Below are 22,719 nucleotides of genomic sequence, written 5' to 3' on the forward strand. Positions count from 1 at the left end.
CTTTTTACTAAAATACATTGACTTAATCAATACTAGCAAGAAGCTCCTCTAACTCCTCCTTGGTCAGGCGACGCCATTCACCCCGTTTCAGCTTCTCGTCTAAAATCAGTGCTCCCATAGTCAAACGTTGCAGGTCTACCACTTCCTTACCACAGTAGGCTACCATGCGTTTAACTTGGTGAAATTTTCCTTCGGCAATGGTCACCCGAACCAAACTTTGATTTTTTTCTGGATCTACCGATACAAGCTCCAGTCTAGCTGGCTGGCAGGTAAAGTCCTTGAGAGGAATGCCCTCAGCAAATGTCTCCACATCTTCTTGGGTCATGATGCCCTCGACTTGCGCCAGATAGGTCTTATCCACATGACGTTTTGGTGAAAGCAAAGCATGAGCCAACTGGCCGTCATTGGTCAAAAGTAGGAGACCATGCGTATCAATATCCAAGCGCCCTACTGGGAAAACTTCCTTACTTCGAGCCACATCATCCAACAAGTCTAGAACCGTTCTATGCTTGGAATCTTCAGTCGCTGAAATAACTCCTTGGGGCTTGTTCATCATGTAGTAGACAAACTCCTCATACTCCAGCACTTGGCCATCAAAGCGAATCTCATCTCTTTCTTCATTAATCTGCAATTTAGCTGACTTTTCTTTTTTACCATTTACTGTCACGCGCCCAGCCTTGAGCAAGTTTTTGACTTCTGTCCGACTCCCCACAGCACAGGCAACTAAAAATTTATCTAATCTCATAGAACTATTATATCATACTCAAAAGGAGGCTGGTTCAATGACCAACCTCCTTTTCTTTTCAGATTTAGGAACTTAACTTCCTCGTCTCCAGAAAATAGCTAAGACAAGCATAGCTCCTAAAATAGCAGGAATAACAGCTGTTCCCGCTAGAATTGGTCCCCAAGTCCCAAAGAGCAGGTGGCCCAGAAAGGCTCCAATCCAGCCGAGAAACATTTTTCCAAAGCATCCCATGCTCTCTCCCCGATTGGTCAAAGCACCTGCCAAGAGTCCCACTAGGAGACCAACAAACATACTTCCAATCATAGCTTCTCCTTAATTTGCCCAGTCTCCATTACGGAAGAGAGGTACGCGCGTTCCATCCTCACGGATACCGTCAATATCCATTTGATTCGAACCAATCATAAAGTCCACATGAACATCTGAACGGTTCAGGCCTGCAGCTTCAAGTTCTTCTTCGCTCATCTCTGCTCCACCAACAACGCTGGTCGCATAGGCAGCACCGATAGCCAAGTGATTTGAAGCATTTTCATCAAAAAGGGTGTTGAAGAAGGTAATGCCTGACTGTGAAATTGGACTTGGATCTGGTACCAAGGCACATTCACCCAAGGCACGCGCACCAGCATTTTCAAAGACAAGGTCTTTCATGACCTGATCACCCTTTTCAGCAGTAATGTCAACGATTTGTCCATCCTTAAAGGTCACCTTAATACCTTCGATGATATTGCCATTGTAGCTAAGTGGTTTTGTAGAGGTTACATAGCCATCTGCACGACGGAAGTCAGGAGCCGTAAAGACTTCTTCTGTCGGCATATTTGGCAAGAATCCTTCTCCCTGTGCATTGATAGCGCCAGCTGATTCCCAAACGTGATTCTTAGGCAAGCCAAGTGTCAAATCTGTCCCTGGCGCTGTGTAGTGAAGGGCTGAAAATTGTTCTTTATTAAGCATTTCCGCCTTACTCTTAAGAATGGCTGCATGTTCTTCCCAAGCCTTAACTGGATCTTCTTCATAGACACGACAAGTTTTGAAGATTTGGTCCCAAAGGAGATCGACTGCTTCTTCATCGCTCGCAGCATTTGGAAAGACCTTCTTAGCCCACTCAAGCCCTGCTGCAGCTGCTACAGTCCAGCTAACCTTGTTGGATTGAGTTGCGATGCGCATCGGCTTCATAGCGAGTCCCATCGCTTTTGCAGAAGCTGAAAGCTTGTCCGCATCCACTCCGTTCAAGGCACCTGGATCAGATGAACGGACACCGAGACGGCTAGCCTTGTTTTCCAAGAGATAGTTCATCTCAGCAATCTTGTATTCTGGCACATTGTCCAAACGCTCCATCGGCGCGTGGAGGAATTTCTCACGGTTGATCACATCATCTGTCCACTGAACGATGACCTCATGCGCACCCAAGGCATAGGCTTCTTTCACGATCAAATGCGCCAACTCACGTTGCTCCACATCGATAGAAAGAGCCAAGGTGTGACCAGGTTGCACGTTGATTCCATTCGCAACCAATAATTTCGCATATTTTTCTAGATTTTCTTTAAAATTTGGTAAAACCATTTTATTCTTCCTTTTCTATTCTTCTTTCAAAGCAGTAAACAATCCTGCTAAAGCAATGGCACCAGACAAGAGTGCTGTCGATAGAATAATTGTTTCATCTGCAAGCTCTAGCTGATAATCAAAAACCTTTTCAGCTGGTTTATCTTCTGCAAAGATTCTAAGTTTCATAAAGATGTTCTCCGTTCTAATTCTTAAAACAACTCATCAAACAAACTCAACTGATTATCCTCTGGCATATTGCCGAGAATCCCCATTTCATCCATCTTTTCAACCAAGGTTGATGAGAGTCCACCGCGCTTGCGTAGTTCTGTCTTAGAGAGGAACTCACCCTCTTCACGCGCACGCACCAACTGCTTAGCAACGTTCTCTCCCAGACCATCCATTGCTACAAATGGTGGGATGAGGGTATCCCCATCAATGAGGAACTCTGTCGCCTGACTACGATAGAGATCAAGTTTGCCAAACTTGAAACCACGTTCCCACATTTCATTGACAATCTCAAGAGTTGTATAGAGGTCAATCTCCACATTAGAGGCTTCATTGTTCTTCCGTTTTTCAGCGATTTCTTCCATTCTGCGCTTGATGGCATCCAAGCCCGCTCCCATGGTCTTGATATCAAAGGCCTTGGCGCGGATAGAGAAGTAAGCACAGTAGTAATAAATCGGGTGATGAACCTTGAAGTAGGCCACACGCAAGGCCATCATAACGTAGGCTGCCGCATGGGCTTTAGGGAACATATACTTGATTTTTCCACAGGATTCGATATACCACTCTGGCACCTTATTGGCCTTCATAGCTTCGATATAACCATTTCTCTCCTCTTCAGAAATCTTCAACCACAAGCCCTTACGTACCCGTTCCATGATGGTAAAGGCCATCTTAGGCTCGAGACCCGCATGCATGAGGTAAACCATTATGTCGTCCCGACAACCGATAACGGTTGATAGGTCCGCAATCCCTTGCTTGATCAAATCCTGGGCATTTCCCAACCACACATCGGTACCGTGGGACAGACCAGACAACTGAAGCAATTCCGCAAAGGTCGTCGGATGCGTTTCGTCTACCATCCCACGTACAAAGTTGGTTCCAAATTCTGGAATCCCCAACATGCCCGTCGGCGTACCGATTTGCTCAGGTGTCACACCTAAAACTTCCGTTCCAGAAAAGAGGGCCATCACACCTTCATCATCCATAGGGATTTCATTAGGGTCAATACCAGACAAGTCCTGAAGTTTCCGAATCATGGTCGGATCATCATGTCCCAGCACATCGAGTTTGAGGACGTTCTCATCGATATCGTGGAAGTTAAAGTGAGTCGTCTGCCATTCAGCCGTCACGTCATCTGCTGGATACTGAACAGGCGTAAAGTCGTAAACATCCATGTAATTAGGAATAACAACAATTCCCCCCGGGTGTTGTCCCGTTGTGCGCTTGACACCAGCTGCACCTTGAGCAAGGCGTTCCACCTCTGCATCACGATAAAACTTGCCATAGTCTCTCTCGTAGCCCTTTACAAATCCATAGGCAGTCTTGGCAGCCACCGTACCAACCGTTCCTGCACGGAAGGCATATTCCTCACCAAAGATATCACGCACATCCAAGTGGGCGCTAGGCTGGTCTTCTCCCGAGAAGTTCAAGTCAATATCGGGAACCTTATCTCCATCAAAACCAAGGAAGGTCTCGAAAGGAATATCCTGTCCATTTTTGCTGAGTTTATGGCCACAGTTTGGACAGTCCTTATTGGGCATATCAAATCCTGAACCATAAGAACCATCGGTGATAAATTCGCTATACTGACACTGACCACAGACATAGTGAGGAGAGAGAGGATTAACCTCTGTAATCCCAATCATGGTCGCAACGAAACTAGATCCGACAGATCCACGAGAACCCACCAAGTAGCCCCGTTCATTGGAACGTTGTACCAGCATCTGCGATGCCAGGTAAATCACGGCAAATCCATTCCCCAGAATGGAAGTTAGTTCCTTTTCAATTCGCAAATCAACGATATCTGGCAGCGGATTTCCATAAATCTCAAAAGCTTTCTTATAGGTCAGCTCAGCAACCGTTTCTTCAGCCTTATCGATGAAAGGAGTGTACAAGTCACCCTTAACAACCTCAACAGACTCAAATATTTCTGCCAAGGCATTGGTGTTTTCAATAACCAGTTTACGGGCCAATTCTTCTCCCAAGAAAGCAAATTCATCCAACATCTCATTAGTTGTTCGAAAATGAGCCTTGGGAAGAGGTGCTGGTTGGGCATGTTCACCGTGACCAATAGTTCGGTTAATCATAGCCCCCTGTCCCAAACTACGGACGATAATTTCACGGTAAATCTCTTCTTCCGGTTCAATATAGTGAACATTTCCCGTAGCCAGAACAGGCTTCCCAAGACGATCCCCGACCTCTATCAAACTCTTGATAATAGTCTGGAGTTCCTCCATATCCTTGACCTGCTCTTTAGCAATCAAGGGAGCATAGATAGCCGGTGGCATGACCTCGATAAAGTCATAATACTTGGCCACCTCAACCGCCGCATCCACACCTTGGGAAACAACTGCGTCAAAAACTTCGCCTTCCGAGCAAGCCGACCCCAAAATCAAGCCCTCCCGATGGGCATCTAGAACCGTTCTCGGAATCCGTGGCACCCCTTCAAAGTACTTGGTATTGGACAAAGAAACCAGCTTAAAAATATTTTTTAAACCAACTTGATTCTTGACATAGATAGTCGCATGCTTGATCCGAGCTTTTTTATAAGAGTCTGGACTAATCAAATCAATGTTGAGTCTAGCTAAATCAGTCACACCATGTTTGTCTGCTACCTCTTTGATAAAGATGAAGAGCAGACGACCAGTAGCTTCCGCATCGTAGTTGGCCATGTGGTGGTGTTCAAGTGCCACACCAAAACGCTTGGTCAAAGGTCCCAAACCATGACGTTTATACTCAGGATAGAGATTTCTAGCAAACTCCAGCGTATCGATAACTGGCTGGTTAATTTTAGGCAGACCATGGCGCTCATAGTTGGCATTCATAAAGCCAACGTCAAAGGTAGCATTGTGAGCAACTAAGACTGTATCCTTGCAAAATTCTTGGAATTCTTGCAAAACTTGTTCCAGTGGTTTAGCATTTTTGACATGATCATCTGTAATTCCTGTCAACTCAGTAGTAAAGGCTGATAATGGATGCCCGGGATTGATAAATTCATCAAATTCGGCAATAACATTCCCCTTGTACATCTTAGAGGCCGCAACCTGAATCAAATCATTATAGATAGCTGAAAGTCCCGTCGTTTCCACGTCAAAGACCACATAGGTCGCTTCTGACAAGCCCATCTCCACTTCGTTGTAAACGATAGGGACACGGTCCTCCACGATATTGGCTTCCATTCCATAGATCAGCTGAATTCCAGCTTTCTTAGCTGCCTTGTAGCCATGTGGGAAGGACTGGACATTCCCATGGTCCGTGATGGCAACCGCCTTGTGTCCCCACTTAGCAGCTATCGCAACGATTTCTTCAACCTCTGGTAAAGCATCCATGGTCGACATATTTGTATGAGCATGAAACTCAACCCGACGCTCACCTTCTGGCATCAAATCCTTCCGCTCATAGTGAACCACTTCCTGCACATCCTGGACGTTCATGGTCAAATCACGTGTGAAGTTATTCATCTCCACATTCCCACGAACTCGAAGCCAAGAATTCTTCTTAATGATGTCAAACTTCTGAGCCTCTTCTTCATTCTTAACCCATTTTTGCATTGAAAAACTTGAAGTGTAATCTGTCATTTTAAAGTTGATCAAAACGCGACCAGTTCTGGTCACTTTATGCTCCACATCAAAAACAACCCCTTCAAAGACTAGACGATTTTCCTCAGTTGTCACGTCGATCATCTGGGTAACTTCTGCCTTATCTAGTTTTGGTTTAGCCGCAGCTTTTTTAGCCTGAAAATCAAAGGTCGGTTTCTCTTCTACTGGAGGAGGAGCCATTTGTTCTAGTTGTTCCATAGCACGCAAAGCCTCTTCATTGGCAGCTTGAACGATCTGCTCATTCTCCGTATGGAAGGCTTCCTCCTGCTCTTGTGTAAGGGCATCATTCTTTTCTATCTGGCAAACAAAAACAGGGAAACCAAATTTCTCAAGTTGCTTTGCTAGATTAGGAAGATGATTTTTCTTAAAGTGTTCCTTATCAATCGCCTCAGAACCTTCAATAAAGAGTTGATTACCCTCCGCACGAACTTGCAGGTTCTGGTAAAGAGATTTAAACCCTTGGCTTGCACATGGACCTTCAGAAAAAGCCTCCTTATAGTAGGCCTGCAAGAGTTCATTAGAAAATTCTTGGGAAAGAGCCTTGATTTCAAAAACAGCTTGATTGCCTGTCTTAGAAAATTCCTCACTCAACCCCTTCTTTAACTCTAGAAAAATTTCGATCGGTAAAATTTTAGAAAATACAAAATGAAATTCCCATACCTTACTAATTTTATGAACCACGACACGCTCAATGCTTGCATCAACGAGAGCAGGATCCTGTTTCAGTTGATCAGAGATTCCTAGTTGATTCATTAAAATTTCAAACTTACTTGACATTCATTTTCCTCACATTATTCTCTTACTATTTTACCATAATTAAAGAAAATATATAGCTAGTACCATTTTCCTTGCGATTTAGATGGAAAGGTTTCATCATACTTGTAGTAGATAAAACTATACTGATCCGTAGTCACATATTAAAAAGTGAGATGACATCTCACTTGGCACCTCACTCTTTTTATTCTTAAAATCCATTATTGTCGCTGAGTTCTTTGAACCAGTGGCCTGATTTCTTCAGACGTCGTTCCTGCGTTTCCAAGTCAAGTTCAACCAGACCATAGCGGTTTTTATAGCTGTTGAGCCATGACCAGCAGTCAATAAAGGTCCAGATTAAGTAACCTTTACAGTTAGCACCATCTTCGATGGCACGATGGAGTTCACGCAAATGCCCTTTGACAAAGTCAATACGATAGTCGTCTTGAATCATGCCATTCTCACGGAATTTATCTTCACCTTCAACGCCCATTCCGTTTTCAGTCAACATCCACTCGATATTACCATAATTTTCTTTGATATTTTGGGCAATATCATAAATCCCTTGCTCGTAGATTTCCCAACCACGATGGGGATTGATTTTACGGCCTGGCATGACGTAAGGTTCGTAGAAATGTTCAGGCAAGAGCGGGCTATCAGGATGTTTAGCAAAACGTGGGGCCATAACACGCAGAGGTTGATAGTAGTTAACTCCAAGGAAATCAACTGTATTCTCGCGAATGAGTTCTAACTCTTCAACAGTGTACTCTGGTAACAAGTCATAGTCTGCTAAAATCTCTACTAACTCTTCTGGATAAGCTCCCAAAACAGATGGGTCTAGAAAAGATTGAGCTTGAAAGAGGTCGGCAATGCGAGCGGCCTTGACATCCGCAGGATGCTGGCTACGTGGATAGGCTGGTGTCAAGTTAAGGACAATCCCAATCTTAGAATCTGGCAGAATCTCATGACAAGCCTTAACCGCAAGACTACTAGCCAGTTGTGTGTGATAGGCAACCTTAACCGCTGCTTTGGCATCCACCTTGTGAGGATAGTGGGCATCGTAAAAATAGCCAAACTCTACAGGGACGATGGGCTCGTTAAAGGTAATCCATTGGTCCACCAAGTCACCGTAAGTCTCAAAACAAAAACGAGCATAGTCTTCATAGGCTGAGACAGTCGCCTTATTTTCCCAACCATCCCCATCTGCTTGAAGGGCAAAAGGGAGGTCAAAGTGGTAGAGATTGACTAGAAGACGGATTCCCTTAGACTTGATGGCTTCAAATACCTGACGGTAGAAAGTCACCCCTTGAGGATTGACTTCTCCACGGCCTTGTGGGAAAACGCGAGACCACTGGATAGAAGTTCGGAAGGCTGTATGGCCAGTCTCTACCAAAAGCTCAATATCCTTCTCCCAGTTCTCGTAAAAAGTCGATGTTTTGTCAGGTCCAATCCCATTGTAGTAGCGATTGGGTTCCACCTGATACCAATAATCCCAGAGATTATCTCCCTTGCCATCACCTGGCACTCGTCCTTCTGTCTGTGGTCCAGAAGTGGAGGAACCCCAAACAAAATCCTTTGGAAATTTTAGCATTGTTATACCTCTTAAATTGATTATGTCTTTATTCACTTCCATTATATAGAAAAAACAAGGTAAAAACTAGTTACATTTTTGCCTTGTTTTTCTTCTGATTATAGTTTTTATTTCTTGCTGAGGATTTCAAGCGTTTCAAGCAAGTTGTCTGCGTGAACTTCGATGGTGTCACCAGTCGCTTTGATTTTAACTTCTACAATACCGTCAGCTACTTTCTTCCCAACAGTGATACGGATTGGCAACCCAATCAAGTCGCTATCGCTAAACTTCACTCCGACACGTTCGTTACGGTCATCTGTCAAGACTTCGTAACCAGCTTCCATCAAGCTAGACTCAAGTTTTTCTGTCAAAGCTTGCGCTTCTTCGTCTTTGACATTGACAGTAATCAAGTGCACATCAAATGGCGCCAATTCTTTAGGGAAGTTAATTCCCCAAGCGTAACGGTATTCCCCTTTTGGCGTTTTGTTAACAAAGAGGCGAGCGTGTTGTTCCATAACTGCTGATAGAAGACGGCTAACACCGATACCGTAACATCCCATGATGACTGGCACAGCACGACCATTCTCGTCCAAAACATCTGCGCCCATACTTGCTGAGTAACGAGTTCCAAGTTTGAAAATATGACCGATCTCAATACCACGCGCAAAGTTAAGGACACCTTGTCCGTCTGGTGAAATTTCACCCTCACGAACTTCACGTATATCCACATATTCTGCGGTAAAGTCACGACCTGGATTCACACCCGTCAAGTGGTAGCCATCTTCGTTAGCCCCTACAACAGCATTGCGAACATCTTGCACCTTACGGTCTGCAATGATTTTCACATTTTCTGGCAAACCAACTGGGCCAAGCGAACCAAAGCCAGCTGAGATAACATTTGCTACTTCTTCCTCGCTCGCAACATCAAAGAAATCTGCACCCAAGTGGTTCTTTAACTTGACTTCATTGAGTTGGTCATTTCCAACTAGAAGGGCTGCAACAAGCTCACCATCTGCCATGTAGAAGAGGGTTTTGATTGTTTGTTCTTCTGGGACATTTAGGAAGGCTGCGACTTCGTCAATGGATTTAACACCTGGTGTTTCCACGCGAGTTACTTCTTCTTCAGTAACGACACGGTTGCTTGGTTTGTACTCGTTTGTTGCCATTTCTAAGTTAGCTGCATAGCTAGACTCACTTGAGTAGGCAATAGTGTCTTCACCAGAAACCATCCATTTGAGCAATTCTGCCTTGATTTCTTCTTGCACTTCTGCAGGAATCTCATCAAATGAGGCAACTGACTTGTCTAAGACAACCCAGCGATCGAGGTCTGTACGGGCTGGTGTGATGGCCATAAATTCTTGGCTATCCTTACCACCCATGGCTCCACCGTCACCGATGATGGCCTTGAAATCCAAACCACTACGAGTGAAAATACGTTCATAGGCCGCCTTGTACTCGTCATAAGTCACATCCAAACTATCGTAATTAGCATGGAAACTATAACCGTCTTTCATGATAAATTCACGCGTACGGAGAAGGCCGTTACGTGGGCGTTTTTCATCACGGTATTTAGGTTGGATTTGGTAAAGGTTGAGTGGCAATTGCTTGTAAGACTTGACAGAGTCACGAACAATAGCTGTAAAAGTCTCTTCGTGTGTCGGACCTAGGATAAAGTCCGATTTTTCACGGTTTTTCAATTTATAAAGGTCTTCACCATAGGTTTCATAACGACCTGATTCACGCCAAAGATCGGCACTGAGAAGGGCCGGAGCTAGCATTTCTACCGCACCAATCTTATCAAACTCTTGGCGCATGATGTTCTTAGCCTTTTCAATCACACGGTTAGCGAGTGGTAGGTAAGAATAAACACCAGCAGAAACTTGACGGACATAACCAGCACGCAACATAAGGGCGTGGCTGATAACTTGAGCATCGCTTGGCATTTCGCGAAGCGTTGGGATTAGCATTTTACTTTGTTTCATAATATTCCTCGATTATCTAAAAGAAGAGTCGCATAATGTCATTCCAGGTCACAGCTAGCATCAAGACAACCATGATAACTACACCAGCCATGGTGACATAGGTTTCAATTTCTTGTTTAAGGGGTTTCCGGCGGATAACCTCTAGGATATTGAGCACAATCTTTCCACCATCCAAAGCCGGAATCGGAATCAAATTAAAAATTCCGATATTGATGGAAATCATAGCTAGGAAATAGAGGACATTCTCAATTCCATTTTTAGCAGCATCACTACTTGCCTTAAAAATGGCAACGGGACCACCGAGTTTGTTCAAATCTGGATGGAAAATCAAGTTTTTCAGAGCCGAAAGGATACGGAGCCCTGAATCAGCAGCTGTCGTAAATCCACCAACAAACATGGATAGAAAGTCTGACTTGACCCCCGGTCGAACCCCGAGAATGTAACGTCCTTGATTCTCTTCTGGAGTCACAGTAACTTGTTTTTCGCTACCATTTTCAGAAATGGTCACATCCAAGGTCGGGGCGGTCTTGTCCTTGGTATCTGCTTCCACAGCCTGGGTCAAGTCTTGCCAATTCTTAATCTCATGTGAGCCGACCTTGGTAATTTGGGCGGTTTCAGCCACACCCACCTTAGCCAAAGCTCCCTCTGGCATGACATGAAAGAGATTGGTCTGAGTATCTCTAACACCGCCCTGCAAAAAGATCAAGATCCAAAAAACAACAACACCTAAGATAAAGTTATTCATGGGACCTGCAAAGTTGGTGATGAGCTTGCCCCAGATAGAAGCATTTTGATACTGTACATCCAAAGGAGCGATGCGTACTTCGGTACCATCTGCCTCAACAACTGTTGCATCATGATCCACAGCAAAGGTCTTTTCTTCTTCCAAGACCAAACCCTTGATAAAGAGCTTGTCTTCAAAGTCAAACTGGGTTACCTGCATAGGGAGAGCTGTTTGATCCAGTTTCTTTCCTGAGAGGTTGATCCGTTTGACCTTACCATCATCAGCAAGTGTCAAACTGACCGGAGTTCCTGTCTTGATTTCTGTCGCATCATCACCCCAGCCTGCCATACGAACATAGCCTCCTAGAGGAAGGATTCGAATGGTATAAGCAGTGCCATCCTTACCGATATGAGCAAAAATCTTGGGTCCCATACCAATGGCAAATTCACGAACTAGAATGCCTGATTTCTTGGCAAAATAAAAATGTCCAAACTCATGCACCACCACAATAATCCCAAAAACGAGGATAAAGGTTAGCAATCCAATCATTCAATATTCCTTTCTTTAAAACAGGCCAAATAAGTGCATCATTGGAAACACAATCAGCATGCTGTCAAAGCGATCCAACACACCGCCATGTCCAGGGATAAATTTGCCAGAATCCTTGACACCGAAATGGCGTTTCATGGCACTTTCAATCAAGTCACCAAACTGACCGGCCACACTGAAGAAGGCAGCAAAGAGACTCATTCTATAAATCCCATAAGGAAGAGCAACTGTGCTGTCCACTAACATGAAAATCACTGTTATCAGTACCGCACCTAGAATGCCCCCGACAAATCCCTCAATACTCTTATTAGGAGAAACTCTCGGAGCCAACTTATGTTTACCAAAATTCATCCCTGTCAGGTAGGCTGCGCTATCTGTCGCCCAAACGATAAAAAGGGCCAAAAGTACCTTGTCAAAACCTGCCACCCGAGCATCTAGTAAGGCATTGAAGCCAAAACCAACATAAAAGCTCACAGCAATTGGGAAAGCGGCATCTTCAATCGTATAGTTCTTACTGAAAACGGTCGTCCCTAGCATTATGGTAATCAAAACACTGTAGGCAACCACATTCCCATCAACAGGCAAAAAAGTTAGGTAATTTTCTAAAGGAACTGTGAGAGCGAAGGTCGCAAAAAGAGTCAAAGCACCCTCAATGGTCATAGTCTTTAGCCCCTTCATGTGCAAGAGTTCATGGACGCCTAGCATCGCTAACAAGCCAATCCCTATCTGCAACAAGAGCCCTCCCGCAAACAAGACTGGAAGGAAAATTGCCAGGGCCAATACCGCAAACAATGTTCTCTTTTGTAAATCCTTGGTCATATCTTCTCCTAAACTCCTCCAAAACGGCGATTGCGATGGTTAAAAGCAGCAATAGCTTCCTGCAAGGCTGCTTCATCAAAATCAGGCCACAAGGTATCCGTAAAGTAAAGCTCACTATAGGCTGCTTGCCATGGCAAGAAATTACTTAAACGCAACTCACCACTCGTACGAATAATCAAGTCCGGATCTCGCAAATCCTTTGGCAGGTGTTGCGTGAAAAGATAGTCCCCAATAATATCTTCTGTGATATCACCAGGGTTGATTTTAGCATCTAGAACATCTTGAGCCAAGCCCTTAAGAGCCTGCGTAATTTCAGCACGACCACCATAGTTAAGCGCAAAATTGAGAATCAAGCCCGTATTGTTCTTAGTCAACTCCTCTGCTTTTTTCAAAGCTTCAAAAGTCGGCTTAGGCAGACGGTCTGTCTCCCCAATCATCTGAATCTTAACGTTATTTGCGTGCAATTCAGGAACGTAGTTATCATAAAACTCGACTGGCAAGTTCATGATAAACTTGACCTCTTGATCTGGACGCGTCCAATTTTCCGTTGAAAAGGCATAGACTGTGATGACCTTGACTCCCATCTTGTTAGCTGCCTTGGTCACTTTTTGGAGGGCTTCCATCCCCGCCTTATGACCAAAAACCCGTGGTTGCATCCGTTTTTTAGCCCAGCGACCATTCCCATCCATGATGATCCCAATGTGAGCAGGAACCTGTGTTGGAACCTCAACTTCTACAGCTTTATCTTTCTTAAAAAATCCAAACATGATCATATTCCTATTCAAAAATCTATCGTTTCATTATACCATATTTCCCTATTTTCTTCTATAGCTAAGTTGCTTCCTTTGCTTGTAGACAAACAAAAAAATAAGCCGCCTGATTGGGCGACTTTATTTTATAGGGAGATTATTATGAAAAAGTTTTAGGAGTTTAAGTTAAGTTCTTCTTAACTTATGAGTTTAGTATACACCTCCTAGCTTAAATTTTTCTTAAGTTTTTTGAGCTTATTAAGAATTTATATCAAACTCATCGTTTAATTGAAAAATATTATTGAGATGATCTGAAATTTGCTTGGCGACACTTTCACTTGATCCTCTATTTTTAGAAAAAATTTGTTGTAATTCATTCTCTATTTTTTCATTACTATATTTTTCAAAGAAATTTAACACCTCATTAAATTTTTGAAATTTATATTTTAAATGTAATGAAGTGAAAAAGTTCATTAAACTGCTAAATCCAACAGCTTTTTTTGTTAAAAGATCCTCATTATCCCATACGCTTGAAAAAGCTATTTCAAAAGCGCTAAAATAGTTTATCATAAACTCAGTAACACTTTCTGGAGTATTCTTTCTAAAATATTCTCGAAAAATTTTACTTGAATCTCCTTCAGTCAATTTTTGTCCTTTTTCTATATTAAGATTATCTTCCTGTATATTCGAACTTATCCTATCTATAATTTTTTTCGCTACAGTTCCTTGAGAAATAAATTCATGTTTATTAGTTTTTCTTCCTAGCATTTTTATTCGGTGGTAAAATGGAGAAATATCACTACTGTTTAAAGAGTTGACAACTGTAGATGCAAATGATTCAACTGTATACAAGCTAGAGTTCTTATAAATTACTCCAAAAAGCTGACTTATCGTTGATCTATCAACAGAACGTTGATTAGCATTAATGGTCACAAATATCTTGGCAGAAGACTCAATACTAGCATCTTTATATATAATAAGGGGTAACATAAATTTTTTTTGATTCTCTTTATTGGTTTCAAAATATTTTTCTATCCCTGCTAATCTATGCTGCCCATCTATAATTGAGAATGGCACTAAGTCACCATCTAATTTATTTTTAGCTTCTGATGCACTCCAAACAGACAGCTTCCCCTCATTTTTATTTTCTTGATTCACAAAGTCTGTATTTAATGAAACTATTATAGGCGTCGGGAAAATAGCATCATTTTGTTGACAAAATTTAGCTATATCAAGTGTTCTCTGTTCATTTAAATATCTTTGAACACCTTTTCCCTCAGACAATCTTTCCACATTACTATTGACAATTAGATCACTTGCGTCTATTGAGGTTATATAGAAGTCAAACTCATCCTTTGAGCCTTGTTCAACCGTTATTAAATTTCTAAAATGGATCATTATTTCTATTCCTTCAATTTATTCTTACGTGCTTTTTTAATCATTTCTGCATTATCTGAATCTGAAACACTTCTCACAACTTCTTGAGTATTTATTTCTTGTTTCTTTAAATAAGATTGTTGTTCACTCTCTAAATCTTCAGGGGTAAAATAATTTTCTATATATCCGATAAAGAAAAGAGAAATGACATATATAAGAAGTTGAAGGATAACCATTAGAGGATGTAATTTATTATTTTGACTAATAAATAGTAATCCAGATGCAGGTATAATACATAAAGTTGGAATTGCTTCGTATTTAATTAGTTCAATTATTAGCATGATTTTTAACTCTTTAGAAGTATTATCCGCAAAATCTGAAATATTATACTTACTTTTTATTCTAGAATATAAAGTAATCATATAAATTCCATTAATACTTATAATTGAAGATAACAAAGCTCCTGTTGCTAACTTTTGATAAAATTTATCCCAAAATTGATCTAGAGAATCATTTTCAGTCAATGGTAATGTTACAAATAAAATAGTCAAGACAAACGAGAAGAAAAGATTAATAAAGATACTGTTCCAGTTATAGTTATTTTTTTTACAAATATCTTTAAAGTGACAAGGGAAAAAACGTTTCATTATATTCTCAATCTAATTAAATTAATTTCAATTATTTTCTTATATTAGTTTAGATACCTACAAAATATCACTATAAACAATATATACAAATTAAACTACTATTGATTATATCATATAGAACAAAAAAGGTGTAAGTAATAGCAAAATTTATTTAAAAATGTATACCACTTCCTAATATTTTTTAATACCTTTTACTCTAAGTAATTTTGAAAAATTCAAGTATCCATTATAATATTCTTGTTTTTTCTTCATGGTAGAAACAAAAGCTAATTTTACAGGAACTGCATTGGCTCTTGAATGTTTAAAACTTAAATCTTCTGATTGTGGGATAAATCTTAATTCATCTTCCAAATATCTATACACTCTTTCAGGAATTACTAAATTACAGATATACTTTGCATGATCATTGTTTCGAAACATTCGTAAATAGTACTTTTTATCAGTCTTACCTATAAATACCTTACATTCTCCATAGTATATAGTTAGATGGGCAGATACTTCTAATTCACTTAGGAGGAGGGACCTGCGAAGTAAATATTTTCTGATACCGACTTTATTTTCTAAAACAAATTTTACATCAGGCACCTCATTATTATTTTGTAGAGAATTGACGCTCCTTGGTTGGATTACTCTAGTGGCCTTTTCTTCCAGAATACGATTTAAGAGTTGCTCAGCTAAGTCTGCATCAATTTTCTCATAGTATTCTTTCAGTTCTATTTTCGAAGCAGATTCCAAAGCATATTCACATCCGTCACCATGAGGTGATTTAGGATGGCTCGATAAATAGATTTTCCCTTTTTTCTCGTTTATCACTAAATCCACTTTGTAATAACCAGGACAAAATAATTGGTTTTCATACTTAAGTTTTGTCCCAGCTTTATCATTTTGATATTCCTTTTGTAGCTCATGAAGTTCTAGTCTCTCATGATCGTAAATACAGTATTGAAATTTATTTTTTGTAGACATAATATTCCTTTCTAGTTATCAACAATTAAATCTTGTTTTTAAAAATCTGAGATGTGTAGTTATCTTAAACCAACGTCTAAATTTCTTAAACAACACAAAAACGCTCTAGATCAACTAGACTTTTTTAGTTTATTCTACCTGTAGTTCCTTGTCTTTCAAAGTCAACTTCGAGTTTTCTGTCAATTCTGTTTGTTCAAAAGTGTAAATCGTCTCGCCTTTTGTATCAATCATGTACCAAACTTGATCTTTGCGGACAACCAGTCCAATTTCCTTGCTATTTTCGTCCTCGTTTTTGATCGACAATGGAAAGGCCTTGTCCACACCTTCCAGAGCTACTTTCTCACCAGTTTTTAATTCTACTAGGTAGTGCACGCCATCCTTTGTACCAAAACTGTAGTCCCCATTAATCGGTGTGTGGGTATCATAGTTTTTCATTAGAATGGAAGTTTTATCCATACCATCAAACGCCTTTTTAAATTGTTCTTTCTGCTCTTCAGCTTTCTTTTGATCTTGAGACTGAACCGTCTCTTGCACAGCAGCAATCCGTTCCATATTTTGCTTTTTCGCTTGTCTCGCCTGATGGATCAAAACTGTTCGGATTAAGAAAGAACCTGATAAGACGATACCAATCAGCATGAGAATAATATTTTTTTTCCTCTTCATTTCTTCTCCTTATAAAAAACTACCTTCGGAATAGAAGGATTCCTATCTCAAGTATAACAAGGAAGAGCAAAAAAGTCTAGGCAGACTAGACTTTTTTAGCTTATTCTACTGTTACTGACTTGGCAAGGTTACGCGGTTTGTCCACATCAAGACCACGGTGGAGGGTTGCAAAGTAAGCAACCAACTGCGTTGGTACGACCATTGAGATTGGTGAGAGATAAGGGTGTACGGTCGTAAGGACGATATCATCTGTCTCTTTAGCAACATTTTCTTCTGCGATGGTAAGGACTTTGGCACCACGAGCTGCGACCTCTTGGATATTTCCACGAGTATGGTTGGCAAGGACTGGATCTGACAAGAGGGCCAAGACTGGCGTCCCTTCTTCGATCAAGGCAATGGTTCCATGCTTGAGTTCTCCTGCCGCAAAGCCTTCACACTGGATGTAAGAAATCTCTTTAAGCTTAAGACTCGCTTCCATAGCTACGTAGTAGTCTTGACCACGTCCGATATAAAAGGCGTTGCGAGTTGTTTCAAGAAGCTCACGAACCTTGGCATCAATGGTTTCTTTCTCAGAAAGAGTTGATTCGATAGACTGAGCCACGATAGACAACTCACGAATCAGATCAAAGACTTGTGCTTTGGCATTGCCATTTGCTTCTCCGACTGCTTTTGCAAGAAAGGCAAGGGCTGCAATTTGCGCTGTATAAGCCTTAGTTGAAGCCACTGCGATTTCAGGACCCGCATGAAGGAGCATGGTATGGTTGGCTTCACGTGAAAGGGTTGAGCCTGGAACGTTGGTGACTGTCAAACTCGGAATCCCCATTTCATTGGCCTTGACCAAAACCTGACGGCTATCCGCTGTTTCACCAGACTGGCTGATGAAGATGAAGAGAGGTTTCTTGCTGAGAAGTGGCATACCGTAGCCCCACTCAGATGAGATTCCAAGTTCCACTGGTGTATCCGTCAATTCTTCCAGCATCTTCTTAGAAGCAAAGCCTGCATGGTAAGATGTTCCAGCTGCAAGGATGTAGATTCGGTCTGCGTCTTGAACAGCCTTGATGATAGCTGGATCCACGACAACTTGACCAGCCTCATCTGTGTAGGCTTGGATGAGTTTACGCATAACCGTTGGTTGCTCATCAATTTCCTTGAGCATGTAGTAAGGATAAGTCCCCTTACCGATATCTGACAAGTCGAGCTCAGCAGTATAGCTAGCACGCTCACGACTGTTACCATCATAGTCTTGAACTTCGACGCTATCAGCCTTGACGATTACCAACTCTTGGTCATGAATTTCCATGTATTGGTTGGTCTCACGAATCATAGCCATAGCATCTGAGCAGACCATGTTGTAGCCTTCTCCAAGACCAATCAAGAGTGGTGATTTGTTCTTAGCGACATAGATGACATCTGGATTTTCAGAGTCAATCAAGGCAAAGGCATAAGAACCACGGATGATGTGAAGGGCTTTTTTGAAGGCTTCAAGAACTGACAAGCCATCTTCTTCAACAAATTTCCCAATCAAGTGAACGGCGATTTCCGTATCTGTTTGCCCCTTGAAGTGGTGACCTGCAAGGTATTCTTCCTTGATTTCAAGGTAGTTTTCAATCACCCCATTGTGCACCAAGACAAAACGTCCAGTCTCAGAGCGATGTGGGTGAGCATTGTCCTCAGTTGGTTTACCATGAGTCGCCCAACGCGTATGTCCGATACCAGTTTTTCCCTCAACACCGGTAGTTTTAGCAGACAATTCTGCGATACGACCAACAGCCTTGACTAGATGATTTTCAGCATCACCTAGGACAAAAATTCCCGCAGAATCATAGCCACGGTATTCAAGCTTTTCAAGCCCTTGAATCAAAATATCAGTTGCATTTGTGTTTCCAACAACACCGACAATTCCACACATAGTATATACGACACAGACCAGCTGTGCTTTCCCCTTAAATTGGTATAGTCTTATTTTCCTTTTATAGAACCAACAAAGACAGTATATACTTGTTTTTCTCACTTGTCAAGCATAAAAATTGGTATAGTTTTTTAAAATACCATCAGAGCAAGATTTCACTTGAGAACTGACAAGTAGGATTCGATTACTTATAATAGAGAAAGGAGGTAGTTACCATGTGGTTTTTCTTCGCACTTTTATCTGCTGTCTTTGCAGCCTTAACTTCTATTTTAGCCAAGATTGGGATTGAGGGAGTTCCGTCCAATCTAGCAACAGCCATTCGTACGATCATCGTCATCCTTATGGCTTGGGCCATGGTTTTCCTGACCAATAGTCAGACTGAGATTGTCAACATCAGTAGAAAAAGTTGGCTCTTTCTCATCCTGTCTGGTTTGGCAACAGGTGCCTCCTGGCTCTGCTACTACAAGGCCTTGCAGATGGGCAATGCGACTGAGGTATCTGCTGTCGATAAGTTTAGTCTCGTCATTACACTCGTTTTAGCCTTTTTCTTTCTACAGGATGTCCTGACGTTTAAAACAATCATTGGATGTATACTGATTACGATTGGGACCTTGGTGATGATTTTGTAATCCTCTCCCCCTCCATATATGACTTTTCCCCCAAAAAAAGCTAGATAGTTTTGGGGGTATTTTCTTACGTCTAAATTTATAGGTACAGGGAATCAGTTTCAAGCGTCTAGCAAAAAGGAGAGAACCAAATTGGTTCCCTCCAAGATGTGGTTTTTCATCAACCCATTACAGTTGATAAAAAACTAATTATCTAAGATGGCTAACTTCGACTTGAAATTTTGCCTTTCTAAATCTGAATGTGGTAAACCGATGACCGACTTTTGACTAATCTAAGAGCATCATGGAATCAATAAACAATTTCTTTGTGAAATAACCATTTTTAATTAAGTAAGCTGTATATTTTGCTCTTGTAACCATTTGATCATACTCTTCTGCCGTACATTCCTGAACCACGCGGCTAGCTTCTTCCAAACTGGACACGACAAAGCCCAAACCTTTCTCACGGATATAGTCGACATTAGAAAGATAGTCTGGCACAACCACAGGAATACCCGCAGCCAGATAAGTTGTCAACTTATAAGAAACATTTTCTTTATAGTAGTCACGCTCTTCCGTAGGATTTTCGGAATTTCCCCATACTAGGCCAAAACCTCCTCCTTTAGACAACTCCAACAATAATTCCTGCTGAGTTCGCCACCCCTCAAGATGGACTTTGGAATAATCTACTCCCTCTGTTCTCGTAGCATAAACATGAAGGGGGGTACTGTGTTTCCAGTCAACAATATGTGGAAAACGAGATGGGTCTCCTGAGAAGATTAATTTTTTCTCAAATTTTGGAGTATAGAGTTCCAAACCATGGGGAAGATCCCAGAGTTTTTGAACAACGTAGTTCTTGACGGTTAATCCCTCCGAAACGAGTTTCTGATACATTTGTTCGGATGGTACTACCACCACATCACACTTGTTATACATGTCAATGTGGGCCTTCATAAGATAATAATTGCTCTCAAACATTAGTGGCTGAACATCATGGATAAACATCACCATTTTTACATGAGAAAGCTTTAACTTTTCTACCAAGTGATTGTCCCATTCAACACTATTCCATGAAGGAGATTGGAAAAAAACGACATCTCCATAAGATACCCCCGCGACAATCCCATCCATCCGCGAGTTCAGTTCTTCCCACGGTTCATGGCTTGCATCATAAAAATATATCCCCAGTTCGTTAACTCCAAAGTCTCGAACAATTTTCATGACATTGTTCTGCGCCATCAAGGCAACACTCGTTGATGCTTGCCCAAATAAATTTGTGAAATGTACTTTCATTATTTTCTAAATCCTCGTCTCAGTAATTTCTCTAAACATTGTATCATAATTTACGACTTTTCAAAAGCGTTTATATCCCAATTTTCAAGCTCAAGTTAGTTACTTGGGATAATTTTCCAGGAGTCTTATCTTCCAAGAACAATAAGGATAGCCTTAATAGATGTTTTTCTCACTCAATCTCACAAATTCGGTATCTTTGTTAGCTATGATAGATTGAATGAGTTGTTCCTGTTGACTATATAATTTTTTGCACCTTTAGATTTCTCTGTTTATCTTGTGATGACTACAAGCTCACATATAGAATTCTTATGTAATCAAGTCACTAACTTCTTTTCAGAGATTCGAGAAAGTGAGATCTTTCCATTTTTCTTGCCAATTTTTCTTGGACAAGCGTTCTTGATAGAGCTTTATCCGGTCTTCATTTTCTAAGAAATGAGGAGTTGGAGAAACTTGAAAGTTCAAAATATCCTCTAAACCATAGGGGGCAAAGAGCTCTAAAGTGGAATCTTCATTCAAGCGTAGGCCTACCGCTGTACATCGTTCTGGATACTTACTCATAGCATCACGAGAACCCGTGTAAGGCGCTGTGTGGGGACTGTGCAGATGCATATAGACTTGATTTTTCAACTCCCACTGATACTGGGGGAAATCCTCTCTCAGCTTGCTCTCTAGGGATACTGTTTCCTCATAAGAAACCTCTGGATCAAAGAAAATCACATCCACATCCGTTTCATGATCAAAAGGGGATTTGTCTGACAAGAGATTCCAAATAAAATTTCTGACGGAACCTGCTACTAACCAAGAGTCTTTCAGACCAAGGTTACGGATGATGGTTAAGATTTTCATCAAATCTGGGTTTTCTCTGAAAGCATCTAGAATTTCTTGTTCATTTTTCATTGTATTCATAGCCTAAATGCTCATATGCCTTAGCAGTCGCCACCCGCCCAGAACGAGTTCGCATGATGAAACCTTTCTGAATCAGGTAAGGTTCGTACATATCTTCAACCGTCTCACGCTCCTCAGCAATATTAACAGAAAGAGTTCCTAAACCGACAGGACCACCTCCGTACATCTCAATCATGGTACGAAGGATTTTCTGATCCACATAGTCCAAGCCTTCATGGTCAACATCTAGCATGGTTAATGCCTTATCGGTAATCACATCATCGATAACCCCATTCCCCATAATCTGGGCAAAGTCGCGCACGCGCTTAAGGAGACGATTGGCAATACGAGGGGTTCCTCGACTACGTAAGGCCAACTCTGAAGCTGCCTCATGAGTGATTTCCATCTCAAAAATATCTGCTGTCCGCTCAACAATTTCCGTCAAATCAGCGTGGGCATAGTATTCCATATGACCAGTAATTCCAAAACGGGCACGAAGAGGATTTGAAAGCATTCCTGCTCGTGTCGTCGCGCCGATTAAGGTGAATGGTGGCAAATCCAAATGGACACTGCGACTGCCCTCACCAGCCCCAATCATGATGTCGATGTAAAAGTCCTCCATAGCACTATAAAGCACTTCTTCCACCGACATGGGCAGGCGATGAATCTCATCAATAAAAAGGACGTCTCCAGGCTCCAAATCATTCAAAATCGCTACCAAGTCACCCGCTTTTTCAATGACAGGACCAGACGTTTGCTTGAGATTGACACCTAATTCGTTAGCAATGACAAAGGCCATGGTCGTTTTCCCCAAACCTGGAGGCCCAAATAAGAGCACATGGTCCAGCGCTTCATCCCGCATTTTAGCAGCTTCGATAAAGATTTGCAGCTGGTCCTTGACCTTGTCCTGCCCAATATATTCACGTAAATACTGAGGACGGAGGGTACGTTCTACCAACTCCTCATCCCCCATGATTTCATTATCTAAAATTCTACTCATGGTTCTATTATATCAAAAATCCAAGCTACAAACAAAAAAGCCACCTGATTGGGTGGCCTCTTTAGGGAGATTATTATGAAAAAGAAAAGTTTAGGATTTCATTAAATAAAGGGTACTCAATGA

At 41.5% G+C, this 22,719-nt stretch carries 19 protein-coding genes; 1 reads left to right on the plus strand and 18 read right to left on the minus strand.

Features of this window, described 5'->3' with window-relative positions; genetic code table 11:
- Positions 1-22 precede the first annotated feature (22 nt).
- The 15 genes from E2R31_RS02645 to glmS form a co-directional block, all read right to left on the minus strand.
- Positions 23-745, minus strand: coding sequence for a pseudouridine synthase (locus tag E2R31_RS02645; RefSeq protein ID WP_001234911.1), 723 nt, complete (start codon positions 743-745; stop codon positions 23-25).
- Between the two features lie 72 nt (positions 746-817).
- Entirely contained in the window at positions 818-1,048 is a 231-nt protein-coding gene (locus E2R31_RS02650) for a GlsB/YeaQ/YmgE family stress response membrane protein (protein WP_000580446.1), read from the minus strand.
- A 9-nt stretch (positions 1,049-1,057) separates the two neighbouring features.
- Positions 1,058-2,299: an aminopeptidase gene (locus tag E2R31_RS02655; RefSeq protein ID WP_000243939.1), complete on the minus strand. Its 1,242-nt coding sequence runs from the start codon at positions 2,297-2,299 to the stop codon at positions 1,058-1,060.
- Between the two features lie 15 nt (positions 2,300-2,314).
- On the minus strand, positions 2,315-2,467 hold the full coding sequence (locus E2R31_RS02660) for a hypothetical protein (RefSeq protein ID WP_000776618.1): 153 nt from the start codon (positions 2,465-2,467) through the stop codon (positions 2,315-2,317).
- Between the two features lie 23 nt (positions 2,468-2,490).
- Complete coding sequence (locus E2R31_RS02665) at positions 2,491-6,882, minus strand: PolC-type DNA polymerase III (RefSeq protein ID WP_132972709.1); 4,392 nt, start codon at positions 6,880-6,882, stop codon at positions 2,491-2,493.
- 187 nt (positions 6,883-7,069) lie between these two features.
- Positions 7,070-8,449, minus strand: coding sequence for a glycoside hydrolase family 1 protein (locus tag E2R31_RS02670; RefSeq protein ID WP_132972711.1), 1,380 nt, complete (start codon positions 8,447-8,449; stop codon positions 7,070-7,072).
- A gap of 107 nt (positions 8,450-8,556) precedes the next feature.
- Entirely contained in the window at positions 8,557-10,410 is a 1,854-nt protein-coding gene (locus tag E2R31_RS02675) for a proline--tRNA ligase (RefSeq protein WP_132972713.1), read from the minus strand.
- Positions 10,411-10,426: 16 nt separating this feature from the next.
- A complete protein-coding gene (gene rseP, locus E2R31_RS02680) occupies positions 10,427-11,683 on the minus strand; it encodes an RIP metalloprotease RseP (protein WP_125425092.1) in 1,257 nt (418 codons plus the stop codon).
- 15 nt (positions 11,684-11,698) lie between these two features.
- Positions 11,699-12,502 (minus strand): phosphatidate cytidylyltransferase, encoded by an 804-nt coding sequence (locus E2R31_RS02685; protein WP_000159119.1) that lies wholly within the window; start codon positions 12,500-12,502, stop codon positions 11,699-11,701.
- An 8-nt stretch (positions 12,503-12,510) separates the two neighbouring features.
- On the minus strand, positions 12,511-13,269 hold the full coding sequence (locus tag E2R31_RS02690) for an isoprenyl transferase (RefSeq protein ID WP_132972715.1): 759 nt from the start codon (positions 13,267-13,269) through the stop codon (positions 12,511-12,513).
- A 240-nt stretch (positions 13,270-13,509) separates the two neighbouring features.
- Positions 13,510-14,649: a DGQHR domain-containing protein gene (locus E2R31_RS02695; RefSeq protein ID WP_132972717.1), complete on the minus strand. Its 1,140-nt coding sequence runs from the start codon at positions 14,647-14,649 to the stop codon at positions 13,510-13,512.
- 5 nt (positions 14,650-14,654) lie between these two features.
- Positions 14,655-15,275: a hypothetical protein gene (locus tag E2R31_RS02700; protein WP_132972719.1), complete on the minus strand. Its 621-nt coding sequence runs from the start codon at positions 15,273-15,275 to the stop codon at positions 14,655-14,657.
- A 171-nt stretch (positions 15,276-15,446) separates the two neighbouring features.
- Complete coding sequence (locus E2R31_RS02705) at positions 15,447-16,241, minus strand: hypothetical protein (protein ID WP_132972721.1); 795 nt, start codon at positions 16,239-16,241, stop codon at positions 15,447-15,449.
- A 129-nt stretch (positions 16,242-16,370) separates the two neighbouring features.
- Positions 16,371-16,904, minus strand: a complete 534-nt coding sequence (locus tag E2R31_RS02710; protein ID WP_132972723.1) for a hypothetical protein — start codon at positions 16,902-16,904, stop codon at positions 16,371-16,373.
- 100 nt (positions 16,905-17,004) lie between these two features.
- Positions 17,005-18,813: a glutamine--fructose-6-phosphate transaminase (isomerizing) gene (glmS, locus tag E2R31_RS02715; RefSeq protein ID WP_132972725.1), complete on the minus strand. Its 1,809-nt coding sequence runs from the start codon at positions 18,811-18,813 to the stop codon at positions 17,005-17,007.
- Positions 18,814-19,028: 215 nt separating this feature from the next.
- Between glmS and E2R31_RS02720 the strand changes: the two genes are divergently transcribed.
- Entirely contained in the window at positions 19,029-19,442 is a 414-nt protein-coding gene (locus E2R31_RS02720) for an EamA family transporter (protein ID WP_132972727.1), read from the plus strand.
- 264 nt (positions 19,443-19,706) lie between these two features.
- Here the strand turns inward: E2R31_RS02720 and E2R31_RS02725 are convergent, their stop codons facing one another.
- From E2R31_RS02725 to ruvB, 3 genes are all read right to left on the minus strand, one after another.
- Complete coding sequence (locus E2R31_RS02725) at positions 19,707-20,711, minus strand: sugar transferase (protein WP_132972729.1); 1,005 nt, start codon at positions 20,709-20,711, stop codon at positions 19,707-19,709.
- A 333-nt stretch (positions 20,712-21,044) separates the two neighbouring features.
- Positions 21,045-21,617: a nucleotidyltransferase family protein gene (locus E2R31_RS02730; RefSeq protein ID WP_132972731.1), complete on the minus strand. Its 573-nt coding sequence runs from the start codon at positions 21,615-21,617 to the stop codon at positions 21,045-21,047.
- The gene (gene ruvB / locus E2R31_RS02735; protein ID WP_084939994.1) at positions 21,598-22,596 is read right to left on the minus strand and encodes a Holliday junction branch migration DNA helicase RuvB; all 999 of its coding nucleotides are present in this window, start codon (positions 22,594-22,596) and stop codon (positions 21,598-21,600) included. The genes E2R31_RS02730 and ruvB overlap by 20 nt, the downstream gene beginning before the upstream one ends.
- Positions 22,597-22,719: the final 123 nt, after the last annotated feature.

The organism is Streptococcus downii (assembly GCF_004353325.1).
Classification (GTDB): Bacteria; Bacillota; Bacilli; order Lactobacillales; family Streptococcaceae; genus Streptococcus; species Streptococcus downii.